The 21,222-nt window shown below is 60.7% G+C and carries 17 protein-coding genes; 8 read left to right on the forward strand and 9 right to left on the reverse strand.

Features of this window, described 5'->3' with window-relative positions; genetic code table 11:
- Positions 1-13: 13 nt before the first annotated feature.
- From fsa to ONB52_11180, 3 genes are all read right to left on the reverse strand, one after another.
- Complete coding sequence (gene fsa / locus ONB52_11170; GenBank protein MDZ7416698.1) at positions 14-667, reverse strand: fructose-6-phosphate aldolase; 654 nt, start codon at positions 665-667, stop codon at positions 14-16.
- A 130-nt stretch (positions 668-797) separates the two neighbouring features.
- Positions 798-1,622: a tRNA pseudouridine(38-40) synthase TruA gene (truA, locus tag ONB52_11175; protein ID MDZ7416699.1), complete on the reverse strand. Its 825-nt coding sequence runs from the start codon at positions 1,620-1,622 to the stop codon at positions 798-800.
- A gap of 7 nt (positions 1,623-1,629) precedes the next feature.
- Entirely contained in the window at positions 1,630-2,421 is a 792-nt protein-coding gene (locus ONB52_11180) for an energy-coupling factor transporter transmembrane protein EcfT (GenBank protein MDZ7416700.1), read from the reverse strand.
- 906 nt (positions 2,422-3,327) lie between these two features.
- On the opposite strand from ONB52_11180, the gene ONB52_11185 reads away from it, so the two are divergent.
- From ONB52_11185 to ONB52_11215, 7 genes are all read left to right on the forward strand, one after another.
- Complete coding sequence (locus ONB52_11185; GenBank protein MDZ7416701.1) at positions 3,328-4,593, forward strand: M20 family metallo-hydrolase; 1,266 nt, start codon at positions 3,328-3,330, stop codon at positions 4,591-4,593.
- 112 nt (positions 4,594-4,705) lie between these two features.
- Positions 4,706-5,803 carry an aminopeptidase gene (locus ONB52_11190; protein MDZ7416702.1) on the forward strand — a complete coding sequence of 366 codons (1,098 nt, stop codon included), beginning with the start codon at positions 4,706-4,708 and terminating at the stop codon, positions 5,801-5,803.
- Entirely contained in the window at positions 5,804-6,790 is a 987-nt protein-coding gene (locus ONB52_11195) for a hypothetical protein (GenBank protein MDZ7416703.1), read from the forward strand.
- Between the two features lie 192 nt (positions 6,791-6,982).
- Entirely contained in the window at positions 6,983-8,347 is a 1,365-nt protein-coding gene (locus ONB52_11200; protein MDZ7416704.1) for a 3-deoxy-7-phosphoheptulonate synthase class II, read from the forward strand.
- Between the two features lie 71 nt (positions 8,348-8,418).
- Positions 8,419-9,123 carry a TylF/MycF family methyltransferase gene (locus ONB52_11205; protein ID MDZ7416705.1) on the forward strand — a complete coding sequence of 235 codons (705 nt, stop codon included), beginning with the start codon at positions 8,419-8,421 and terminating at the stop codon, positions 9,121-9,123.
- 5 nt (positions 9,124-9,128) lie between these two features.
- Positions 9,129-10,226: a glycosyltransferase family 9 protein gene (locus tag ONB52_11210; protein ID MDZ7416706.1), complete on the forward strand. Its 1,098-nt coding sequence runs from the start codon at positions 9,129-9,131 to the stop codon at positions 10,224-10,226.
- Entirely contained in the window at positions 10,223-11,359 is a 1,137-nt protein-coding gene (locus ONB52_11215) for a glycosyltransferase (protein ID MDZ7416707.1), read from the forward strand. Before ONB52_11210 ends, ONB52_11215 begins: the two co-directional genes overlap by 4 nt.
- Positions 11,360-12,263: 904 nt before the next feature.
- On the opposite strand, the gene dinB is transcribed toward ONB52_11215, so the two are convergent.
- The 5 genes from dinB to ONB52_11240 all read right to left on the reverse strand — a co-directional run bounded on the left by dinB (position 12,264) and on the right by ONB52_11240 (position 18,678).
- Positions 12,264-13,529: a DNA polymerase IV gene (gene dinB / locus ONB52_11220; protein ID MDZ7416708.1), complete on the reverse strand. Its 1,266-nt coding sequence runs from the start codon at positions 13,527-13,529 to the stop codon at positions 12,264-12,266.
- Positions 13,530-13,616: 87 nt separating this feature from the next.
- The gene (locus tag ONB52_11225) at positions 13,617-14,927 is read right to left on the reverse strand and encodes a dihydroorotase (GenBank protein ID MDZ7416709.1); all 1,311 of its coding nucleotides are present in this window, start codon (positions 14,925-14,927) and stop codon (positions 13,617-13,619) included.
- 70 nt (positions 14,928-14,997) lie between these two features.
- Complete coding sequence (locus tag ONB52_11230; protein MDZ7416710.1) at positions 14,998-15,948, reverse strand: aspartate carbamoyltransferase catalytic subunit; 951 nt, start codon at positions 15,946-15,948, stop codon at positions 14,998-15,000.
- 69 nt (positions 15,949-16,017) lie between these two features.
- Positions 16,018-16,611, reverse strand: a complete 594-nt coding sequence (gene pyrR, locus ONB52_11235) for a bifunctional pyr operon transcriptional regulator/uracil phosphoribosyltransferase PyrR (GenBank protein MDZ7416711.1) — start codon at positions 16,609-16,611, stop codon at positions 16,018-16,020.
- A 456-nt stretch (positions 16,612-17,067) separates the two neighbouring features.
- Entirely contained in the window at positions 17,068-18,678 is a 1,611-nt protein-coding gene (locus ONB52_11240; protein ID MDZ7416712.1) for a phosphoenolpyruvate carboxykinase, read from the reverse strand.
- Positions 18,679-19,046: 368 nt separating this feature from the next.
- Here ONB52_11240 and ONB52_11245 point away from each other — a divergent pair, with 368 nt between their 5' ends.
- Entirely contained in the window at positions 19,047-19,523 is a 477-nt protein-coding gene (locus tag ONB52_11245; GenBank protein MDZ7416713.1) for a hypothetical protein, read from the forward strand.
- 305 nt (positions 19,524-19,828) lie between these two features.
- Here the strand turns inward: ONB52_11245 and ONB52_11250 are convergent, their stop codons facing one another.
- Positions 19,829-21,208 carry an NAD(P)(+) transhydrogenase (Re/Si-specific) subunit beta gene (locus tag ONB52_11250; GenBank protein MDZ7416714.1) on the reverse strand — a complete coding sequence of 460 codons (1,380 nt, stop codon included), beginning with the start codon at positions 21,206-21,208 and terminating at the stop codon, positions 19,829-19,831.
- Positions 21,209-21,222: the final 14 nt, after the last annotated feature.

The raw sequence follows: 21,222 nt of genomic DNA on the forward strand, positions 1-21,222 counted from the left end.
GAATCAAACTCGATCAAATCTGCGCCTGCTTGACCTTTTCCCAATCCTGCAGGAACCGCTTCAGACCAATATCGGTGAGCGGATGTTCGAAAAGCTGGTCAAAGACCTTCGCCGGCAGCGTGGCGATATCCGCGCCCGCCAGCGCCGCCTCCACCACATGCACCGGATGACGCAGACTCGCCGCCAGCACCTCGGTCTCGAATTCATAATTGTCGTAGATTTCGACGATGGTGCGCACCAGATCCATGCCGACGTGCGAGATGTCATCGAGCCGGCCCAGGAACGGGCTGACATAGGAGGCGCCGGCCTTGGCGGCGAGCAGGGCCTGATTCGGGCTGAAAATCAGCGTGACGTTGGTGGGAATCTTCTCACTCGACAACCGCCGCACCGCCACCAAACCCTCGCGCGTCATCGGGATTTTGACCACGATGTTCTTGTGGATTTTGGCCAGTTCGCGGCCTTCCCTAACCATGCCGTCAGCCTCCAGGGACACGACCTCTGCATTCACCGGCCCCGGCACCACCTCACAAATGTTGAGCAGGATCTGCTTGAATTCCCCCTTTTCTTTTGAGATCAGCGTGGGATTGGTGGTGACGCCATCGAGCAGGCCCATGGCTGCGATTTTTTTGATTTCGGCCAGATTAGCGGTGTCGAGAAAAAGCTTCATGTCAAACTCCAAAGTAGTGGTTGAAAAATGGTTGCTGCGGCACCGTGCGGCACGGACTTCGAGACCGGGCGCGCTTGCGCGCAGGCCAACGATCAATTGACCTTGTGAAGTTGGCGGCAGGAGCAGTCGTTCAGTTCAAGTCTTCGGCCAACATCGCTGGTCGGGAATCCATGCGCAGGCGTTCCAGCGCTGTCGCCTCTTCCGCGGGCAGAACCGTGGCGGCGGCGGGATAGAAAACCCGTTCCAGGAACAAGCCATGCGGTGGCGCAGTGGCGCCGGCATGGACGCGCTTTTGATTGGCCAGGATGGCAGCCACCTCGTCGACGGGCAGGGCGCCACGGCCGACTTCGATCAGCGTGCCGATGATGATGCGCACCATGCTGCGCAGGAAACGGTTGGCGCGCAGCCGCACGAGAATTTTCCCGTCGCTGTCCTCCCATTGCACCATCTCGACACGGCTGAGGTAATGCGGATCGTCGGTGTCGCTGGCACAAAAGGCGCGAAAATTGTGCTCGCCCAGCAGGTGTTGCGCCGCGGCCTGCATCGCCTCCAGCGCGAGGGGAAACTTGCAAAAATAGGCATAGCCGCGGCCGACCGCCACCGGATGACGGCTGAGCACGTAGAGATACTGGCGGCTCACCGCATCATAGCGGGCGTGGAACGCCTCCGGCACAAACTCCGCCTGCTTGACCACGACATCGTGCGGCAGAATGCCGTTGAGCTTGCGGGGCAGACGCTCCGGCTCCACCATCGCGGAAGTGTGAAAGTTGACGACCTGGTTAAGCGCATGCACCCCGGCATCGGTGCGGCCGGCGACATGCAGCCCGACCTCTTCTTTCAACAAAATTTTGAGGGCGCGCTGCAATTCGCTTTGCACCGTGCGCCGATGGGGCTGGGTTTGCCAGCCGCAAAAATTACTGCCGTCGTATTCCACAATCAGTTTGATATTCGGCATGCCAGCATCAGGAAAGATGGAAAGCCAGCAGACTGAGACCCGCCGTCACCGCGAGGGCGGCCCAGTCGCGTTTCCGCCACGCCAACTCACGATAACTCACCCGGCCCTCGCCGCCTTGATAGCAACGCGCCTCCATTGCCACTGCCAGCTCATCGGCACGGCTGAAGGTGGCGACAAACAGCGGCACCAGCATGGGCACGAGCGCCTGCACACGCTGCCGCAGGCTGCCCGCAAAACGGGCGCCGCGCGCAAGCTGCGCCCGCTGAATGCGCTGTGCCTCTTCCACAATCGTCGGCACAAAGCGCAACGCCATGGTGGTCATCAGCGCCAGTTCGTGCACGGGAAACCGCAGCCGCTGCATGGGCCGCAGCAGTCGCTCCAAGCCATCGGTCAAATCCGTGGGAATCGTGGTGTTCGACAAGAGCGCTGCCACAATCACCAGCAGCCCAAGTCGCAGGGCGTATTGCATCCCCCGCGCCACACCGTGCCACGAAAAAACGACGCCCCCCTCCGCCTCTGGGGCAGTGGCACTGGTCAACGCGTGCAGGAGAATGGTAATCCCAAACAGCCAGAGGAAAGCCCGCAGGTTGCTCAAAAAAATGCGCAACGGGATGCGTGTGCCGCTTATGGCCGCCAGGAGCAGAGCCGTCCACAGCAGCAGTGCCGGCCAGGATTCCGCCCGCATGATCGTGAACATGATAACAACGCTTGCGAGCAGCTTGGCGCGTGGATCAAGCCGGTGAACGATCGAGTCTGCCGGGATGTATCTACCGAGGGTAATATTCTGCCATAAACTCATAAACCGCTTGGTGTTGGCGCGAATATAGCAACATTTTGCTGAAATGCCAACAGAAAACTCTGAACTGTGGTATCCTCAGTAACGTGTGGAATCGCGCAGGCATCCCGCTCAATGCTGCCAACTTAGCGGAAAGGCAAGCCAATTCCGGGCAATTCAAAGGCAATGATGGAAATAATGAGCGGCCAAAATAAGCGGACGGGTTTTCATCAAAAACATTCTTGGCCCCTGAATTTTTCACTCAGATGGATCCCATCAGCGGGGAATGCCGATTTGATCGCGGCGCGCGACCATCCAGGGGTGGGGCATAGAAATTTTGCAGGCCAATGTGCCGTCAACTCCGGCAGGAGTATGACCTGTTTGGTTCCTCTCAAAAAATCGCACCAAATCATGAGCAATAAAATTACAGGCCCCCGGCGGAGCTTTGTGACCACGCCATTTCTGCCGGGCAGCAGCAAGCCAGCATGCAAGATTCAGGCAGTGACACTGGGTATCCCTGTCTGCAGACGAAATATCTGCGCCACGTCCCACCCATAACTGGTGAGGCACTACACACAGATTTGTACAGATCACCGCAGATAAAAATCAGCGTGACTCTCCGGCCGTCAGCTTGTTGAAAATTTGGTTGCGGCTGACGTCGTCTTGCGCTGCACCCACAACGAGCATGATCGCACCCGGATTTTTCGCTTGACTTTGTAGACCCTCGAGAATATTTTGATGGCCGTTTGATGCGGCAAATGCCGCCCCGGAGTCTGGAGGAGACCCCCGATGCGGCGAAGCCAGCGGGCCGGCGGAAGTCATCACCCGGCTTGCGGCTTCTCACGGCGCCCACCCACTTGACAAAATCAGTCAGCAATCCACTCCGCTGCGTGCGGTCCTTTGAATTCAACCCGACGCCTCTCACATCTCATGAATCCCAAGCTGAATACTCCTCTGACACACGCACTCGAACGCCTCGAACAATTTCACGAGGAAGCGATCGCCTTGCAGCGGCAACTTACCCGTATTCCAGCGCTCGCGCCGGAAAATGGCGGGGAAGGTGAAAAGGCCAAGGCCGATTTTCTTTATGACTGGCTGAGGCAGACCATGCCGCCGGATGAGATGCAATGGTTCAACGCCCCGGATGCGCGGGTGCCGTGCGGCTATCGCCCCAACCTGCTCGCCCGTTTCAAGGGCGCCTCCGCCAGCCGCACGATCTGGATCATGACGCATCTTGATGTCGTGCCGCCCGGTGATCTGTCGAAATGGACGGGCGACCCCTGGACGCTGCGCGTGGAGGCTGACGGCAGGGGCCGGCGCAAATTGATCGGCCGCGGCACGGAAGACAACCAACAGGGTCTGGTTTCCGCGGTGCTCGCCATGAAAGCGCTGCACGATTTGTCCCTGCTGCCGGTTCATGACGTGGCCCTGCTGTTCGTTGCTGACGAGGAAACCGGCAGCGTCCATGGCGCGCAATATCTGCTGCAGCATCACCGCCGTCTGTTTCAAACGCACGATCTCATGATCATTCCCGATGCCGGTGACGCGCGCGGCGCCATGATTGAAGTGGCGGAGAAAAGCATTCTCTGGCTGCGTTTTCAAACGCTCGGCAGGCAATGCCACGGTTCGGAGCCGGAAAAGGGCCGCAATGCCCACAAGGCTGCCAGCTATCTGGCATGCCGGCTGGACTCGCTCTATCGCCGGTTCCGCAAACGCAACGCCATGTTCGCGCCACCCTATTCCACCTTCGAACCGACCAAGCGCGAAGCCAATGTGCCCAACATCAACACCATCCCCGGCGAGGATGTGATGTATTTCGATTGCCGCCTGCTGCCGGAATACAAAGTGTCCGAGGTGATGGCGGTGGTGCGCGCCCTCCTCCGGGAAACGGAAAGGAAGTTTCACGTCAGGATCAACCTCAGCTCACAGCAGGGCGAGCAGGCCGCGCCCCCCACCCCCGTTGATGCGCCGGTGGTGAAGGCCATCACGGCGGCGGTGCGCGAGCTGCGCCACCTGCGGCCCAAGCCCATGGGCATCGGCGGCGGCACGGTGGCGGGCTTCTTCCGGCGCGCCGGCATTCCGGCCGCGGTGTGGGCGACGATGGATGACACCGCCCACAGCCCGGATGAATACTGCCTGCTGGAAAACCTGCTTGACGATGCGAAAGTGTTTGCGCATATTTTCCTGCAACGATGAGCCCTCCTCACACCGTTACCGCGCCCGTCGGCGTTCCCTGCAAGCCAACTTCCCGCCCCGCCGACCCGGCGACAGACAAATGATGATTTGAGTAGCGAAAGGTAAGGATATCATGCCGACACGCAAGACTGCAAAAAAAACGGCCCCCGCCGCCCGCAAGCGGGCCGCCAAAAAAACCGTGAAGAAAGCCGCGAGCAAGGCTGCTCCCGGAAAAGCGGCAGCCCGGTCGGTCGCGCTCCCAGCCCCGGCAGCGCCCGATGAACAACTGCTGGCAGCCGCGCGCACCGCCATCAAAGTGTGCATGAATGTGCAGCCCGGTGAGACGGTCAGCGTCATCACCGATGAAAACAAACGCAACATCGGTCAGGCCCTGTGGCTGGCAGCCAGGGAAGCGGGTGCGGAGGCCATGCTGATCGAGATGCTGCCACGCTCGCGCAACGGCGAGGAGCCGCCAGCACCCATTGCCGCGCTGATGGCGGCCAGCAGCGTGGTGCTGTGCCCGACCACCAAATCCGTCACCCATACCGAAGCACGACGCCAGGCCTGTGAACGCGGCGCGCGCATTGCCACCCTGCCCGGCATCACCGAAGACATGATGATCCGCTGCCTGAGCGCAGACTATCAAACGATTGCGGCGCGCAGCCAGAAACTCTCCGAGGCGTTGCAACGCGGTGACCTGATCCGCGTCACCAGCCCGGCGGGCACGGACATTACCCTGCGGCGCGGCGACCGCTATCCCAAACCGGACACCGGCCTGTATCATCAACCCGGCGCCTCCGGCAACCTGCCAGCCGGTGAGACCTTCTTTGCGCCCCTGGAGGGCACCGCCGAGGGCAAGATCGTTTTCGAAGCGGCGGTCGCCGGCATCGGCAAGCTGCAACAGCCCATTCATATTCTGGTGCGCAACGGCAACGCGGTGGAAATCACCGGCGGGCCGGAGGCCGACAAGCTCAATCAACTGGTCGATGCGGTCGGGCCGGCCGGCCGCAATCTCGCCGAACTCGGCATCGGCACCAACGACCGGGCACAAATCACCGGCCTGATCCTGGAAGATGAGAAGGTGATGGGCACCGTCCATTTCGCGCTCGGTGACAACAAATCGATGGGCGGCACGGTGGGCGTGTCGAGCCATCTCGACGGCCTGGTGCTGCAGCCGACGGTGTATGTCGACGGCCGCATGATCATGGACGCCGGCAAACTACTGGTGTAGATGAATCGCCTGGAGAAAACCGCGCAGCTCGCGTTGTTCGATTATTTCGAGCTGGCGCCCAAGCATTCGCTGTTGTTGGTCGCCCGCCGCGAGCAGGCGACCGTCGCCGGTATTTTTCGCAAGGTCGCAGAAAGAGCCCGGGTCGAGGTTTTCCTGCTGGAGATGCCCGGCAACTCCGGGCGGCGCACGCTGCACTCGCCGCTCGTGCGCAATCTCATCAACACGGCCGACCAGGTGGTGGTGCTCATCCCCGATTTGGACACCCCCAGCCTCAACTGGCTGCGGCAGCAAACGCGCAGCCGGGTGTTGATCTGCCCGCCCATGGAAGAAGAGGCGGTGCAGCGCTGCGCCCGCACCGATTTGCGCCGCCTGCGCGAGCGCTGCCGCAAAATCGCGGACATTCTCACCATCGGCAAGACCATCACCCTCACCAGCAAGACCGGCACCGCGCTCGACATGTCGATTCATCAGCATCGCGGCGCGCTGGAGGCGGCCCCGCTCAACGGGGATTTGCCCTGCACCAGCATGCCCACCGGTCGCGCCTACATCATGCCGGTGCCGAACAGCGTCAACGGCGAAATCGTGCTCAACGGCGTGGCCGGCGAGCGCCCCACCAGCACCGCCGGCATCACGATGAAAGTCGTGGACGGCAAAATCACGCTGATTCGCGGCGGCCGGGAGGCGGCGGCCTTGCGCCGCCGCTTGCGGCTCAGTGGCGCTGAATTGCTGGAGGCTGGTGGTGCCAAGATCAAAACCGGCACGGCCCGCACCGTGCTCGAAATCGGCTTTGGCATGAATGAACACGCGCGGCCCGGGCAATCCGAGCTGGAAGACGAAAAAATCCTCGGCACCATTCATCTCGGGTTCGGCCGGCGCCTCGGTCCTGCAAAGATTACGGAGATCGTGGCGCGCGGCCTCATTTTCGAGCCCACCGTCTCGATCGACAACCGCACCATCATGCAGGACGGCAAGTTGTTGTTCGAGTGAAGCCGTGGTGCGCGTGACGCCCGTCCCGGGTGCCAGCCTCTGCCCCTCCCCGCGCGCCGGCCGGCGTTGCCGCGAGCGGGTTCGCTTCCCCGGCAAGAAACCTGCTTGACATTCTCCCTCCGCCATGATTATTATGCACGACATTCATGTCAATCCTTTGCGAATTGCCCAGACAGGAATAATCATCCGGCCATGATGACGTGGACACCCAGGAGCTGGCGCAACAAACCCATCACCCAGCAACCCGCCTATCCCGATCCCGCGCATCTGGAGCGCGTGCTCACCCGGCTACGCTCGTATCCCTCGCTGGTTTTTCCCGGTGAAGTCGAGCACCTCAAGCGCCTGCTGCGCGAGGCGGCACAAGGCAAACGCTTTTTGCTGCAGGGCGGTGACTGTGCCGAGCGCTTTCAGGATTTCAGCAGCCAGGCCATCGCCAACCAACTGAAAATCCTGTTGCAGATGAGTCTGGTGCTGATTTACGGCCTGCGCAAGCCGGTGGTGCGGATCGGCCGCATTGCCGGGCAATATGCCAAGCCGCGCTCGGCAGAATATGAAATCGTCGCCGGCCAAAAGCTGCCGGTCTTTCGCGGCGACAGCATCAACTCCTTCGAACCGGATGCCCGCACGCGCATCCCCGACCCCGAGCGCCTGCTGCAATGCTATTATCATTCCGCCATCACCGTCAACTACATCCGCGCCCTGATCGAAGGCGGCTTTGCGGATTTGCATCACCCCGATCACTGGGATCTCGAATTCATTGCCAAGAGCGAACGCCGTCGCGACTACCGCCGTCTGGTCAGGCGCATCCTCGACGGCGTGCAATTCATGGAGGCGCTTGGCGGCGTCAGGGCGGAAGTGTTGGGCCGCGTCGACTTTTTCACCTCCCACGAGGGCCTGTTGCTGCCCTATGAGGAAGCCCTGACGCATTACGTGAAAGAACGCAAATGCTTCTACAACCTCGGGGCGCACACCTTGTGGATCGGCGACCGCACCCGCCAGGTGCACGGCGCACACGTCGAATATTTCCGCGGCCTGGCCAATCCCATCGGGGTGAAGATCGGGCCGAGCTGCACGCCCGATGAGCTGATCGAACTGATCCGCATGCTCAATCCCAAAAACGAATGGGGCCGCCTGACCCTGATCACCCGGTTGGGGAAGGATCGCATCTGCGAACTGCTGCCGCCGCTGATCCGCGCGGTGCAACGCCATCATTGCCGCGTCCTGTGGTGCTGCGATCCCATGCACGGCAACACCCGGGTGACCGCGGGCGGCTTGAAGACCCGCGATTTTCGCGACATTTTGCAGGAGCTGGCACAGTGTTTTGCAATTCATCAACGCTGTGGCAGCCTGCTCGGCGGGGTCCATTTCGAGCTGACCGGCGAGGCCGTCACCGAATGCCTGGGCGGCGCCGAACAAATCGCGGAGGAGGATCTGGTCACGAATTACCGGACCTATTGCGACCCGCGCCTGAATTATTCACAGAGCATGGAAATGGCGTTTCAAATCGCCAGCGCACATGATGAGCGCGTGCCCAATCTGGCGTGGCCGAGTTTTTAAAACGGGCCGCCGGTGCCCCGCAGAAGCCGGGAACCACAGCCCCACATACATTGCCGCGCATCGCCGGTGTCATGATTTTCAGCTCTCAGCAAGAAAAACTCAAAACCCTGCTGCGGCGGTGGCATTGTGATCGCCCTGCCCGCAAACTGGTGCGCCGCCTGCAAGGCTGGCGCAGCCTGCTGCCGAAATTTCCCACCTATGGGCAGGCGGCGGCACAATACATCGCCGGTGCGGATGATCCCATCCGCTACGCCGCGGTGGCTTATGCCATCCAAACCCTCGAACGGCAGCATATTCCCGGCAGTATGGCGGAAATCGGCGTCTATCGCGGCGAGTTGAGCGCCCTGCTGCACATGCTGGCCCCGGAACGGGATCTGTATTTGTTCGACACCTTCGCCGGCTTTCCGGAACAGGATTTGTCCGGCGCCGATCAGCGCTTTCGCGACACCAGCGTGGAAATCGTGAAAGCTGCGCTCGGTGACACCACCCATGTCATCTTCCGGCAGGGCTATTTTCCCGAGACCGCCCGCGGCCTGGAGCATGAACACTTCGCCTTCGTCATGCTCGATCTCGATCTCTACCCGCCCACCCGCGCCGGGCTGGAGTTCTTTTATCCCCGCCTGGTTCCCGGCGGCTATCTCTTTGCACACGATTACAACTCGCCGGAATCGAATCATGCGGTGGCGCGCGCGGTCAACGAATTCCTGCAGGACAAACCGGAAAAGATCATCGAGCTGCCGGATATCTGGGGTTCGATCATCATCCGTAAAATCTGAGGCCCATGCAATTCTCCGACATCAAATTCGACTGCCGCCATTTTCGCGGCGACATTCCCTGCCAGCCCAACAAACAGCATGGTGCGTTGTGCCCGACGTGTGAGCAATACGATCCCATTCGCACCCGCATCCTGCTCATCAAGCTGGGTGCAATCGGCGATGTCATCCGCACCACGCCGCTGCTGCAGCGTTTTCACGAAGAATATCCCGGGGCGCACATCTCCTGGCTGACGCACACCCCCGAAATCCTGCCGGCCGCGGCCATCGACAAAATCTACCGCTTCGATTTCAAATCACTCCATACGCTCGCGCATCTCCCATTCGACATCGCGGTGAATCTCGACAAGGATCTCGAAGCCTGCGCGCTGCTCACCGCGGTGCCTGCCGGCCGCAAGTTCGGTTTCGCCCTGGCCGACGGCCGGATCACCGGCCTGAATCAGGCGGCCCAGGCCAAGCTGCTCACCGGCGCGTTTGACAGCGTTTCCCGGCAAAACCGCAAAAGCTATCTGCAGGAGATCTTCGAAATTTGCGGCTTCGACTTCCGCGGCGAGCCCTATGTTTTGGAGGTCGACCGGCGCTATGACGGCCAATGGCAGAGCCTGCATGAGCAGGCGCAGGGCCGCAAGATTATCGGCCTCAACACCGGCTGCGGCAAGCGCTGGCTCACCCGGTTGTGGCCGGAAGACCACTGGGTGGCATTGGTTGCCGAGCTGAAAACGGCCGGCTATTTTCCCGTGCTGCTCGGTGGCCCGGAAGAGGAGGAGCAAAACCGCCGGCTGCAAACGCGCAGCGGGGCACCCTACCCCGGCACCTTTCCCCTGCCGCAATTCATTTCCCTTGCCGCCCAGTGTCACGTCATCGTCACCGCCGTGACCATGATGATGCACATCGCGCTCGGCCTGCGCAAGCCGCTGGTGCTGTTCAACAACATCTTCAATCCCCACGAATTCGAGCTCTACGGCCTGGGCGTGCTGCTCCAGCCGGAATCGGGTTGCGATTGCTACTTCGGCAACACCTGCCGCCGGGCGCGACCTTGCATGCAGGATTTGCCGGTCGCCACCGTTTTCCAGGCGATCGTCGAGCGCAGCCGGCACACACCATGAGAATCGCCTTTCTCTCCACTTTCTATCCGCTGCGCGGCGGCATCGCGCAATTCAATGCCGCGCTCTATCGCGCGCTGGAGAAAACGCACGAGGTGCAGGCCTTCACTTTCACCCGGCAATACCCCGGTCTGTTCTTTCCGGGCACCACCCAGTATGTCACCGCGGATGATCAGGCGGATCCCGTGCCGGCACAACCCGTGCTGGACAGCATCAACCCGCTCTCTTATTTCAAAACCGCCGCCCTCATCCGCGTTTGCCGGCCCGATCTCCTGCTCACCAAATTTTGGATGCCGTTTTTTGCCCCCAGCCTGGGCACCGTGGCGCAATACGTGCGCCGGCAGGGCGCAAAAGCCATTGCCATCCTCGACAATCTCCTGCCGCACGAACGCCGCCCCGGTGATCTGCAGCTTATTCGCTACTTCCTCAATCGCTGTGACGGCTTCGTGGTGATGAGCAAAGTGGTGGAGCAGGAACTCCTGCACCTCAAACCCGGCGCCCGGTATTTGCTCAAGGCGCATCCCCACTATGATCATTTCGGGCCGCCGCTCGCCAGCGATCAGGCGCGTGCACGACTCGGTCTGCCGGCCACGCAACCCGTCATTCTCTTCTTCGGCTTCATTCGCGACTACAAAGGCCTGGATCAGCTCATCCGCGCCACCGCCCTGCTCCCCGACGACTATTGTGTGGTGATCGCCGGCGAGATGTACGGCGCTTTCGACCGCTATCAACGCCTGATCGATGCCAGCGGGGCCGCCGGCAAGATCAGACTGTTCGTGCGCTACATCGCCGATGCCGAAGTGCCGCTGTTTTTCTCCGCTGCCAACGTTTGCGTCCTGCCCTACAAATCCGCCACGCAGAGCGGCATCGTGCAAATCGCCTTCCATTTCAACCTCCCGGTGATCGTCACCGACGTCGGCGGGCTGGCCGAAATGGTGCAGGACAATGAGACTGGTTTGATCCTGCGCGCCCACGACCCGCAGGCCCTCGCGCAAAAGATTCGGGCTTATTTTGAAGGGAACATGCAGCTGCGCATGGCGCAGGCGATTGCGCAGCGCCGGCATCAAAACAGTTGGGAGGGGTTCGCGCAGGCACTGGTGGAATTCTATGAGAAGCTGCCAGAAAGGGCGAATTGACCATCGTCGCTCCCGCCTGCAGACGGGAGGTCTAATGCTGCCATTTTTTGCAAAGACAAATCCCTGTTTTCACCGCGCTGCCGACCAGTCCGCGAGGAACAGCTTGTCATAAAACCTGAACTTTGCATGCCGGCTTGCTGCTGCCCAGAACATAAATGGCGTGTTCACAAAACTCCGACAGTTATTCCGTTTGAAGTCAAACAAAACCTTTTTTCGAATGTGCAGCGGCGCGGACTGCACAATGCGCCCGTTTGCCGAAGGCGTCACGGTTTCTCTCCCACGAAATGGCTTTTTTCGTGGGATTTCTGCTTTCGTGGGCGGATTGTTGGTTTTGATCTTGACATCGATGAGTGAATCTCTGCCCTGCCATGAACAGGGCATCCCGGGCGGAACTGCCGGTTATCCTCCCTCCCATCGCGAGGCCGTGCCAGAAAACAGTTCCGGCAGAGCGAACTGTTTATAGCTGTGGCCAGCTCCCAAAATGTAAACTCCAAAGGAGTGGCCTGTCGAATTTACCACTTTATGTTGTAGACCCTTCAGGGTCGGTGCCTGAAGGAACTACTACGAGAGTTCATTTTCATCTAATGAATGCCCACACGGGCATGGCAATTTCCCATGATCTGGCGCGGTTTTTTTTGATGAGAACCGAAAGAACCGAACAGGTCACTCCTGGCGGGGTTTCGGGAAACGCGATATGCAGCTTTACTAAAAACAGTTCACTCCTACCGGCGTTGACAGCTCGATTGCCTGCAAAATTTTTTATACACCACCCCTTGGGGGGCCGTCGCGATCAAATCGGCGTTTCTCGCGGGGGAGATCAATCCGGATGCGAAATGCAGGTCAAAAAATTGTGATCCCAGAGGGCGGGTCATCAGGGAGGCAGGGCGTTGACAACGGCGGGACGTCAGGCCGGCTCCTGCGGCTTGGCGGTGCGATCGGGCAGCTCTTCACGGCCGAGAAAGCGGTGTGAGCGCTCGCCGAGCAGACTGGCGCGCGCCGCGGCCTGCTCACCGAATTTGCGCCGCAATTCATCGAGTACACCCGCCACTTTGGCGTGCAGCGGTGAGGTGGTGTCATCGAACAACTGCAATTGCTCGCCGCCCATGTTGTTGAGCTCTGCCATGCCCAGGCCGATCAGCCGGATCTTCCTGCCCTGGCGGTCGAAGCGGTGCAACAACCCGAGCGCGAGATCACGCATCTCGGCGGCATCGTTGGTGTAGTGTCCCAGTGTCTGGCGCCGGGTAAAAGTGAGAAAGCCCTCCAGCCGGATTTTGAGCGTGAGCACCCGGCCTTTCAGTTGCTCGCGCCGCATGTCGGCACTCAAATCATCCGCAATCTTCCACAACCTTTTCTCCACCACCTGCATGTCGGCCTCATCTTCGTCGAAAGTGAATTCCTGGCTGATCGACTTGCGCGGGCCCCAGTCCTCCACCGGCCGGGGATCGATGCCGTTCGCCAGTTTCCACAATTGCGCGCCCCACTGTCCGAAAATTTTCGCGAGCTTTTCCTGCGGCGCCTGCGCCACTTCGCCAATGGTTGTGAAGCCGTAATCACGCAGCCGCTTCTCGGTTTTCGGCCCCACGCCCCAAAGCTTGGCCACCGGCAGGGGCGCGAGGAATTCCCTCTCCCGGCCCGGCGGGCAAATCGTCAAGCCGTCGGGCTTCTGCAAATCCGAGGCGACTTTGGCAACGAACATGTTGCCCGCCAGGCCCACGGAAGCGGTCAACCCGGTTTCCTGCTTGATGCGCTGCTTGAGATGCCCGGCGAGCGCTTGCGCGCTGCCGTAGGCATGATGAGTATGCGTGACGTCGAGAAAGGCTTCATCGATGCTGATCTGCAACACCTGTGGCGAATAGTCGGCAAGGATGGCCATCACGAGGCGGGAGACTTCGGCGTAGCGCTGCGGCCGGCCGGGAAGGTAGATGGCATGAGGACACAGACGCCAGGCGGTGGAAATCGGCATGGCGGAGCGGATGCCGTAGGTGCGCGCGACATAATTGGCGGTGGACACCACGCCGCGCCCTCTGCCACCCCTGGGATCGGCGCCCACCACCAGCGGCTGGCCGCGATACTGCGGATGATCCAGCTCCTCGATCGCGGCATAGAAGGCATCCATGTCCACGTGCAGAATGTAGCGGGCGGGCGAAGATTGCGGGCGGGCGCAAGACACAGGCGAAACTCCTGCTCGGCGATTTCGGTTGACACAAATGCGCCGCAAGAGTAAAACATTCGGCGCTGAATCGCAAGCAGTTTGGCATCAAAAATCCGGGTTGGCCCACCATTGGCCCTTGTGATAGACACCGAATACTTTCCCCGCCAACTGCCAGCCGTCGAAGGGGGTGTTGCGCGATTTGGAGTAGAATTTCGACTTGTCCACCAGCCATTTTTTTTCCAAAGAAAACAGTGTGAGATTGGCGGGCTGGCCCACCTTGATTTCCGCCTGTGGCAGGTTGAGAATACGGCGGGGTGCCACCGTGACTTTTTCGACTGCCTGGGAGAGCGAGAGTTTTTTGGTCAACACCAGGCGGCTGATGATCAAGCCCATGGCGGTTTCCAGGCCGATGATGCCGAAGGGCGCCGCGGCATATTCGACATTTTTTTCCTCGGCGGAATGCGGGGCGTGGTCGGTGGCGATGACGTCGATGGTATTGTCCTGCAGGCCGGCGATCACCGCTTCCACATCCTCGGGGCTGCGCAGTGGCGGGTTCATTTTGGTGTTGGTGGCGAAGCCGATGACCGCCTCATGATTGAGCGTGAAGTGATGCGGGGTGACTTCCGCGGTGACGGCAATGCCGCGGCTCTTGCCCCAGCGCACCAGTTCCACCGCGCGCCGCGAAGAAAGATGTGCAATGTGCAGCCGGCCGCCGGTGTATTCCGCCACCAGCAGATCGCGCGCGACGATGATGTCCTCCGCGATGGCGGGCATGCCGGGCAGGCCGAGGCGCGTGGCAATCACGCCCTCGTTCATCGCACCCTTGAGGCTGAGGCTTTCATCCTCGGCGTGTTCGATGAGCGGCTTCTGATACATGCCGGCATATTCCATCACGCGACGCACCAGTTCCGCGGTGCGCACCGAGCAGCCATCGTCCGAGAACGCCACGGCACCGGCATCAACCAGCTCGGCGATTTCAGTGGGCTCCTTGCCCTCCCGGCCTTTGGTCGCGGCCGCGATCGGATGCACGTCCACCATGGTTTGCCGGCCTTGTGCGATGATCGCCTTGACGATCTCGGCCTTGTCGGTTGCGGGGGAGGTGTTGGGCATCGGGCAGACACCGGTGAAGCCGCCGGCCAGCGCGGCGGCACAGCCGGTCAGCACGGTTTCTTCATCCTCGCGACCCGGTTCGCGGAAATGGACGTGCATGTCGAACCAGCCGGGCGTGAGCACCAATTCGGCGGCCGGGATCATTTCGAAATGGTAGGGTGCCTGAATGTGCGGCGCGACCTGTTTGATCACACCGTTTTCAATCAGCACATCGAGCGTCTGGTCGATTCCCAGGCCGGGGTCAACGACACGCGCGCCGCGCACCAGCAGGTGGGGGCAGGGCTGTGTAATGAGCGATCGGGACATAAGACAGGACTCATGCAAAATGATGATTTGATCATGACCATGGCGGCACGGCTGTTGCCCTTGCAGCGTTTCACCCCGCACCGTTGGCGACTTCGAGATCGCCGCCGCTTTTGAGATACAACACCGCCATGCGCACCGCCACGCCGTTGGTGACCTGGTCGAGAATGACCGAGAATTCGCTGTCGGCGAGCTCGCTTTCCAATTCCACACCCCGATTGATTGGACCGGGGTGCATGATGACCAGGTCGCGTTTGGCCGCTTCCAGACGCCGGCGGGTGATGCCAAAGTAATTGGCGTACTCACGAATCGAAGGCAGCAAGCCGCCGGCCTGGCGTTCCAGTTGCAGGCGCAGCACGTTGAGTGCATCGGCCCAGCGGATGGCGTCATCGACGTTGGTGAAGATTTCAATGTCATTGCCGAAGGCTTCGCGCGGCTCGCGCGGCAGCAGCGTGGCGGGACCGCACAGCGCCACCTTGGCACCCATGGTGCGCAGACCGTGAATGTTGCTGCGCGCCACCCGGCTGTGGGCGATGTCGCCGACAATCGCGACTTTCAGCCCCTCCAATGTGCCGAATTTGTCGAGCAGGGTCATCATATCGAGCAGCGCCTGCGTGGGATGCTCGTGGCGGCCGTCACCGGCATTGATGACGCCAGCATCGATGAGGGTGGCGAGAAAATGGGGCGCGCCCGAGGCCGAGTGGCGAATCACGACCATGTCGATCTTCATCGCTTCCAGATTGCGCACGGTGTCGAGCAGCGTTTCGCCCTTGGCCACCGAGGAACCGGTGGTGCTGAAACTGACCGAGTCGGCGGAGAGACGCTTTTCCGCAAGCTCGAAGGAAATGCGGGTGCGAGTGGAATTTTCGAAGAAGAGATTGACGATGGTTTTGCCGCGAAGGGTGGGAACTTTGGGAATGGGACGATTGAGGACTTCTTTGAAGAATTGCGCGGTTTGTAGAATAATGGATATTTCTTCGCGCCGAACCCCGGCCAGCCCCAGTAAATGCTTGGAAACAATCATGGCAGCACCCTCCCTGCAAAATGGCTTCCTGATCGCCGCCGAGGTGAGCTGCGCGCCATGCTGTTGAGATCAGGTTTGTGCCTGTGTAACCTCGACCAAAAGTACACCATCGACTCCATCCACGTTTGCCAGTTGCACTCTGACTTCCTCTCCCGGGGTGGTGACGACCTCCTTGCCGACAAAATCCGGCCGGATGGGCAGCTCGCGATGGCCGCGGTCGATCATCACCGCCAGGCGGATTTTCGCCGGCCGGCCGAAATCCATCAGCGCATCCATCGCCGCGCGAATGGTGCGGCCGGTGTAAATCACGTCATCCACCAGAATCACGACTTTGCCCTCAAGATCGAAGGGAATGTCGGTGGCCTGAATGCGCGGCTGCTTGCTCCGGCTGAGCAATGCCCGCTGCCGGTAAGCCAGATCATCGCGATACAGCGTGATGTCGAGCGAGCCGAGCGGCAACTTGCGGCCTTCGAAACTTTCGATCTTTTCGATCAGGCGCTCGGCCAGTTGCACCCCGCGCGTACGAATGCCGACCACCACCAGGTTGTCAACACCGCGGTTGGACTCGAGTATCTCATGGGCCAGACGGGAAAGCGTACGATTCAACCCGGCGGCGTCCATGATTTCGCCTTTGATTTTGATGTGCGGTGCAGTCGCGGGCATAGGCAAGCGTCGTTTTGGTCGGCAAAGCTCAGACGTTTGCTGTAGGCATAAAAAAAGCCTCTCCGATCACCTCAGGCGTTGGCAAGGATAACGATTGAGAGATTGGACGAGGCTTTTTCTGCGATTTCATTGTGAGCGATGATACAATTTTTTTGCCCGCCAGTCAAGAGGATTTTCGTGGGGGATTTGGCCACCATTGCTGCGCTGGCAGGAGCCGGGTGAGTGGCGGGGCTCTGTACGGGCGCGTCGAGTCACGGCGATCGACGCGCCGCTAAAAAAGCAACAAGGAGTGGGCAGCAGGGCAAAGCCAGCAAACCGCTCCCCAATGGTCCACCACCGGCCCAGGCGGGGTGCCAGGGCTCGGGGTCCGCTTCAATCTCGCGGACTTGCGAGGCAACAGCGCGGCGGTTGCAGAAACATTTCCGCGGCACCGCCGCCCTCGCAGTCGGAGGCGGGCTACCTGCCTGCCAGCGGGCCGGCGGCGGCAATCAGCGGCGAGACCTCGGCGGCGAACTGTTCAAAGTTTTTGTGAAAAAGTCCGGCAAGCTGACGCGCTTTTTCATCATAGGCATTGCCGTCTGCCCAGGTATCGCGCGGCTGCAACACCTCGCTGGGCACTTCGGGACAGAAGGTGGGAATGTGCAAACCAAAAATCGGATCGGGCTGTGTGGGCACTTGCGCGAGGCGGCCATCGAGCGCGGCGGAGACCATGGCACGGGTGTAGGCAATCTTCATGCGCGTGCCGATGCCAAACGGCCCGCCGGTCCAGCCGGTGTTCACCAGCCAGCAGTTGACCCGATGTTGTGCGATTTTCTCACCCAGCATTTTGGCATAGACCGTCGGGTGCAGCGCCATGAAAGGTGCGCCGAAGCAGGTGCTGAACGTCGCCTGCGGTTCCTTGCCAAGGCCTTTTTCGGTGCCCGCCACTTTGGCGGTGTAGCCGGAAAGGAAGTGATACATGGCCTGTTCCGGCGTCAACTTCGCAATGGGCGGCATGACGCCGAAGGCATCGGCGGTCAGCATGATGAGGTTGCGCGGATGGCCGCCCATGCCGCTGGGTTCATGATTGGGAATGTAGCCCAGGGGATAGGCACCGCGCGTGTTCTCGGTCAACGCGGCGTCGTTCAAATCCAGACGGCGGGTGTGGGGATCGAAGGTGACATTCTCGAGGATCGTGCCGAAGCGCCGCGTGGTGGCGTAGATTTCCGGCTCGGCTTCCTCCGACAGACGGATGACTTTGGCATAGCAGCCGCCCTCAAAATTGAAAATGCCCGTGTGGCTCCAGCCGTGTTCATCATCACCGATCAGCCGGCGGTTGGGATCGGCTGACAGCGTGGTCTTGCCGGTGCCGGAGAGTCCGAAGAACAGCGCGGTGTCACCGTCGCGACCGAGGTTGGCGGAACAGTGCATGGAGAGCACTTCCTTCAGCGGCAAAATATAGTTGAGAATCGTGAAGATCGATTTCTTGATTTCACCCGCATAGCTGGTGCCGCCGATGATCACCATCCGCCGGGCAAAATTCACGATGATGAACACCTCGGAGTTGGTGCCATCCACCTCCGGAATGGCATGAAAGCGCGGGGTATCGATAACGGTGAACTCCGGCTTGTGGGTTGCCAGCTCCTCCTGCCGCGCGCGCACGAACAAGTTGCGCGCAAACAGGCTGTGCCACGCCGTTTCGGTGATGATGCGAATGGGCAGGCGATAGTGGGGATCCGCACCGCCAAAACAATCCTGAATAAAAAGATCCTTGCCCTGCAAATAGGTGCACAGGCGCCGGTAGAGGCCGTCGAACCGCTCCGGGTCAAAAGGACGGTTGACCTTGCCCCACCAGATGTCTTTCTCACTCGAGGGCTCCTTCACGATGTACTTGTCATTCGGGGAGCGGCCGGTGTGATGGCCGGTGCGCACGACGAAGGGCCCGAGATGAGCGACCACGCCCTCGCGCCGTAAAATGGCCTCCTCGTACAACGCGGCGGTTGTCAAATTCCAATACTCGTGATTCGCATGATGAATGCCGTGCATTTCCAGACCATGCACGCTGCGATAGGGGTCGGGAGCAGTCATGGGATTCTCCTCAGTGAGTTGTTAAGCTGATGCGGATGGCTCAAGAGGGCAACATGATATTCATCTTAACACAAAAAGGAAAGCACATTTTCCCGGCAACTGCGGGGAGGGCACCTGCTCATCGGCAGGATTCCACTTGTAAAAGAGCGCGCGTGACCGGATATTCCCGCCCGGGAGGTGAATTCATGCTCATGCTTCGTCTATGGCTCTGCCTGGTGCTGTTGTGGGCCATCGCGGTTTCGGCCCAGGCCCAGGCGGGCAAACCACGGCGTCCCTCGGCGGTGGCACAGGCGCCCGCCTGAAGCGGCTGACCCGGGGAGGGCGCACCGCTCCGTGGGAGCGGCCTGCAAAGCAAGTGGACGTTTTCGGTGCGCTACATTGACACCGAACTGGCGCGGCCACGCTGGCGGTTCACCGGCAACTGCCGCGTGGGGCGCAATCTGCAAATCGGCATCGAAGTGAATCCGGCAGCGCAGGAGCTGGCACCGTTGCTGACCTGGTACTGGCTCACTGAAACGCACCGCCGGCCGGCGCTCTTCGTCGGCACAAGTTCGGATCGTATCGGCTCGCCGGCGGGCCGGCAGAGCTACTATCTCACCGCCGCCAAACATCTTCCGCGCACACCACTTGCCCTTTATGCGAGTGTGACGTATTCGGAGTGGGACAGGGCGCTCACTTTTCCAGCGGGCGGCAGTGTCATGCTGCCGTTCCATTTCACGCTGCGGCCGATGTATGACGGCCGGCGTCCCCATCTCCTGCTTGCCCATGAGCATCACCGCTTCCATGTCGCGGTGTTGTATGTGTGGTTCGAGAGGATCGGCGTGGCGCTGGCAGCCGGGTTTTGACCGCTTGTTGCTTGATCGCCGGGCTGTATGTGAATGGCAAAACCCAACCGCAGAACAGCTAGCCGGTTGGGTTTTGCCAGCCTCGATTGTGCAGACGTGACGCTGGTGTTGCGGCAACGGCCCGGCCGCTGCCGCAACATTCTGGAATGTCCGCGCTGCTTGCAGCCTGACAACCCCGCCGCAGCCGAGGTTGCCACATTTTCGGACCGCCATTCCCTGCGGGAGACCTGCTGCGGAGGGCCGGGCCCTGGCTTCGGATACGGCAAGAAGGTACCTGAAACGAAGCCGCTGCCTGCCCGCCAGCCTCATGCCTTCAGCACCCGCAACAGCTCGGTTACCACTTGCTTGGCATCACCGAACAGCATCATGGTCTTCTGGTCGTAAAACAACTCGTTGTCTTCCCCGGCGAAGCCGGATCCCAAACTGCGCTTGACGATCATCACGGTGCGGGCCTGATCGACGTTGAGGATCGGCATGCCGTAGAGCGGGCTGTCTTTTTTGGTGCGCGCTGCCGGATTGATGACGTCATTGGCCCCGATTACCAGGGCGACGTCGGTGTTTTGAAAGTCATCGTTGATCTGCTCCATTTCGAACAGCAGATCATATGGCACGTTGGCCTCCGCCAGCAGCACGTTCATATGGCCCGGCATGCGGCCGGCCACCGGGTGGATGGCGTAGCGCACGGTGAGACCGCGCTCCATCAGGACTTTGGCCACCTCATGCAGAACATGCTGCGCCTGCGCCACGGCCAGGCCGTAGCCCGGCACTATGATGACCGATTGCGCGCTGTCGAAAATCATGGCCGCATCCTCCGCAGTATAACGCACCACGGTGCGTTTCTCCGTCCGGGCGGTGGCAGCCTGATAATCCGCCCCGACGCCGGCAAACAGGACGTTGCCCAGCGAACGGTTCATGGCTTTGCACATGATGTCGGTCAGAATGATGCCGGAGGTGCCCACCAGCGTGCCGCTGATGATCAACACCTCATTGGAGAGAATGAAGCCGGTCATGGCACCAGCCAGGCCGGAGTAGGAATTCATCAGCGAGATCACCACCGGCATGTCGGCGCCGCCGATGGGAATGACACTGGTCACCCCCAGCACGGCGGAGATGACGATGATGGCCAGCAGGGCCTGGTGGCGCGAGGGGTCGATCCCGAAAAATGCACCGAGCGCCCCGATGGTCAACAGCATGGCGGCATTGATCTGTTTTTGCATCGGATACAGAATCGGCGCACTGCGCATGAGGCCCTGCAGTTTGGCGGCCGCCACCATGCTGCCCACGAAGGTCAGGGTGCCGATCAGCAGGCCGAGCACGGTGGTGATCCGCACGTCGTAGCTGGCGGCCGTCACTGCTTCACCCAGGCGCAAGTATTCGGCATAAGCCACCAGCGTCGAAGCGCCGCCGCCAAAGCCGTTCAACACCCCCACCATTTGCGGCATGGCGGTCATTTGCACGCGCAGCGCGAGCCACAGGCCGAGGGCGGTGCCGGCCAACAAGCCGGCGAGAATATAGGTGAAGTCGATGATCTTCTGAGCCGTCAACGTCACCACAATCGCGAGCAACATGCCGAGCGCGCCATACAGGTTGCCGCGGCGCGCGGTCTTGGGCGAGCTGAGCAGTTTCAAGCCCCAAATGAACAGAATCGAGGCCGCCAAATAGCTGAGCTTGACGATCACATTCATGTTGTCCTCGCCCT

This window comes from candidate division KSB1 bacterium (genome assembly GCA_034506255.1).
GTDB classification, from domain to species: Bacteria; Zhuqueibacterota; Zhuqueibacteria; order Zhuqueibacterales; family Zhuqueibacteraceae; genus Coneutiohabitans; species Coneutiohabitans thermophilus.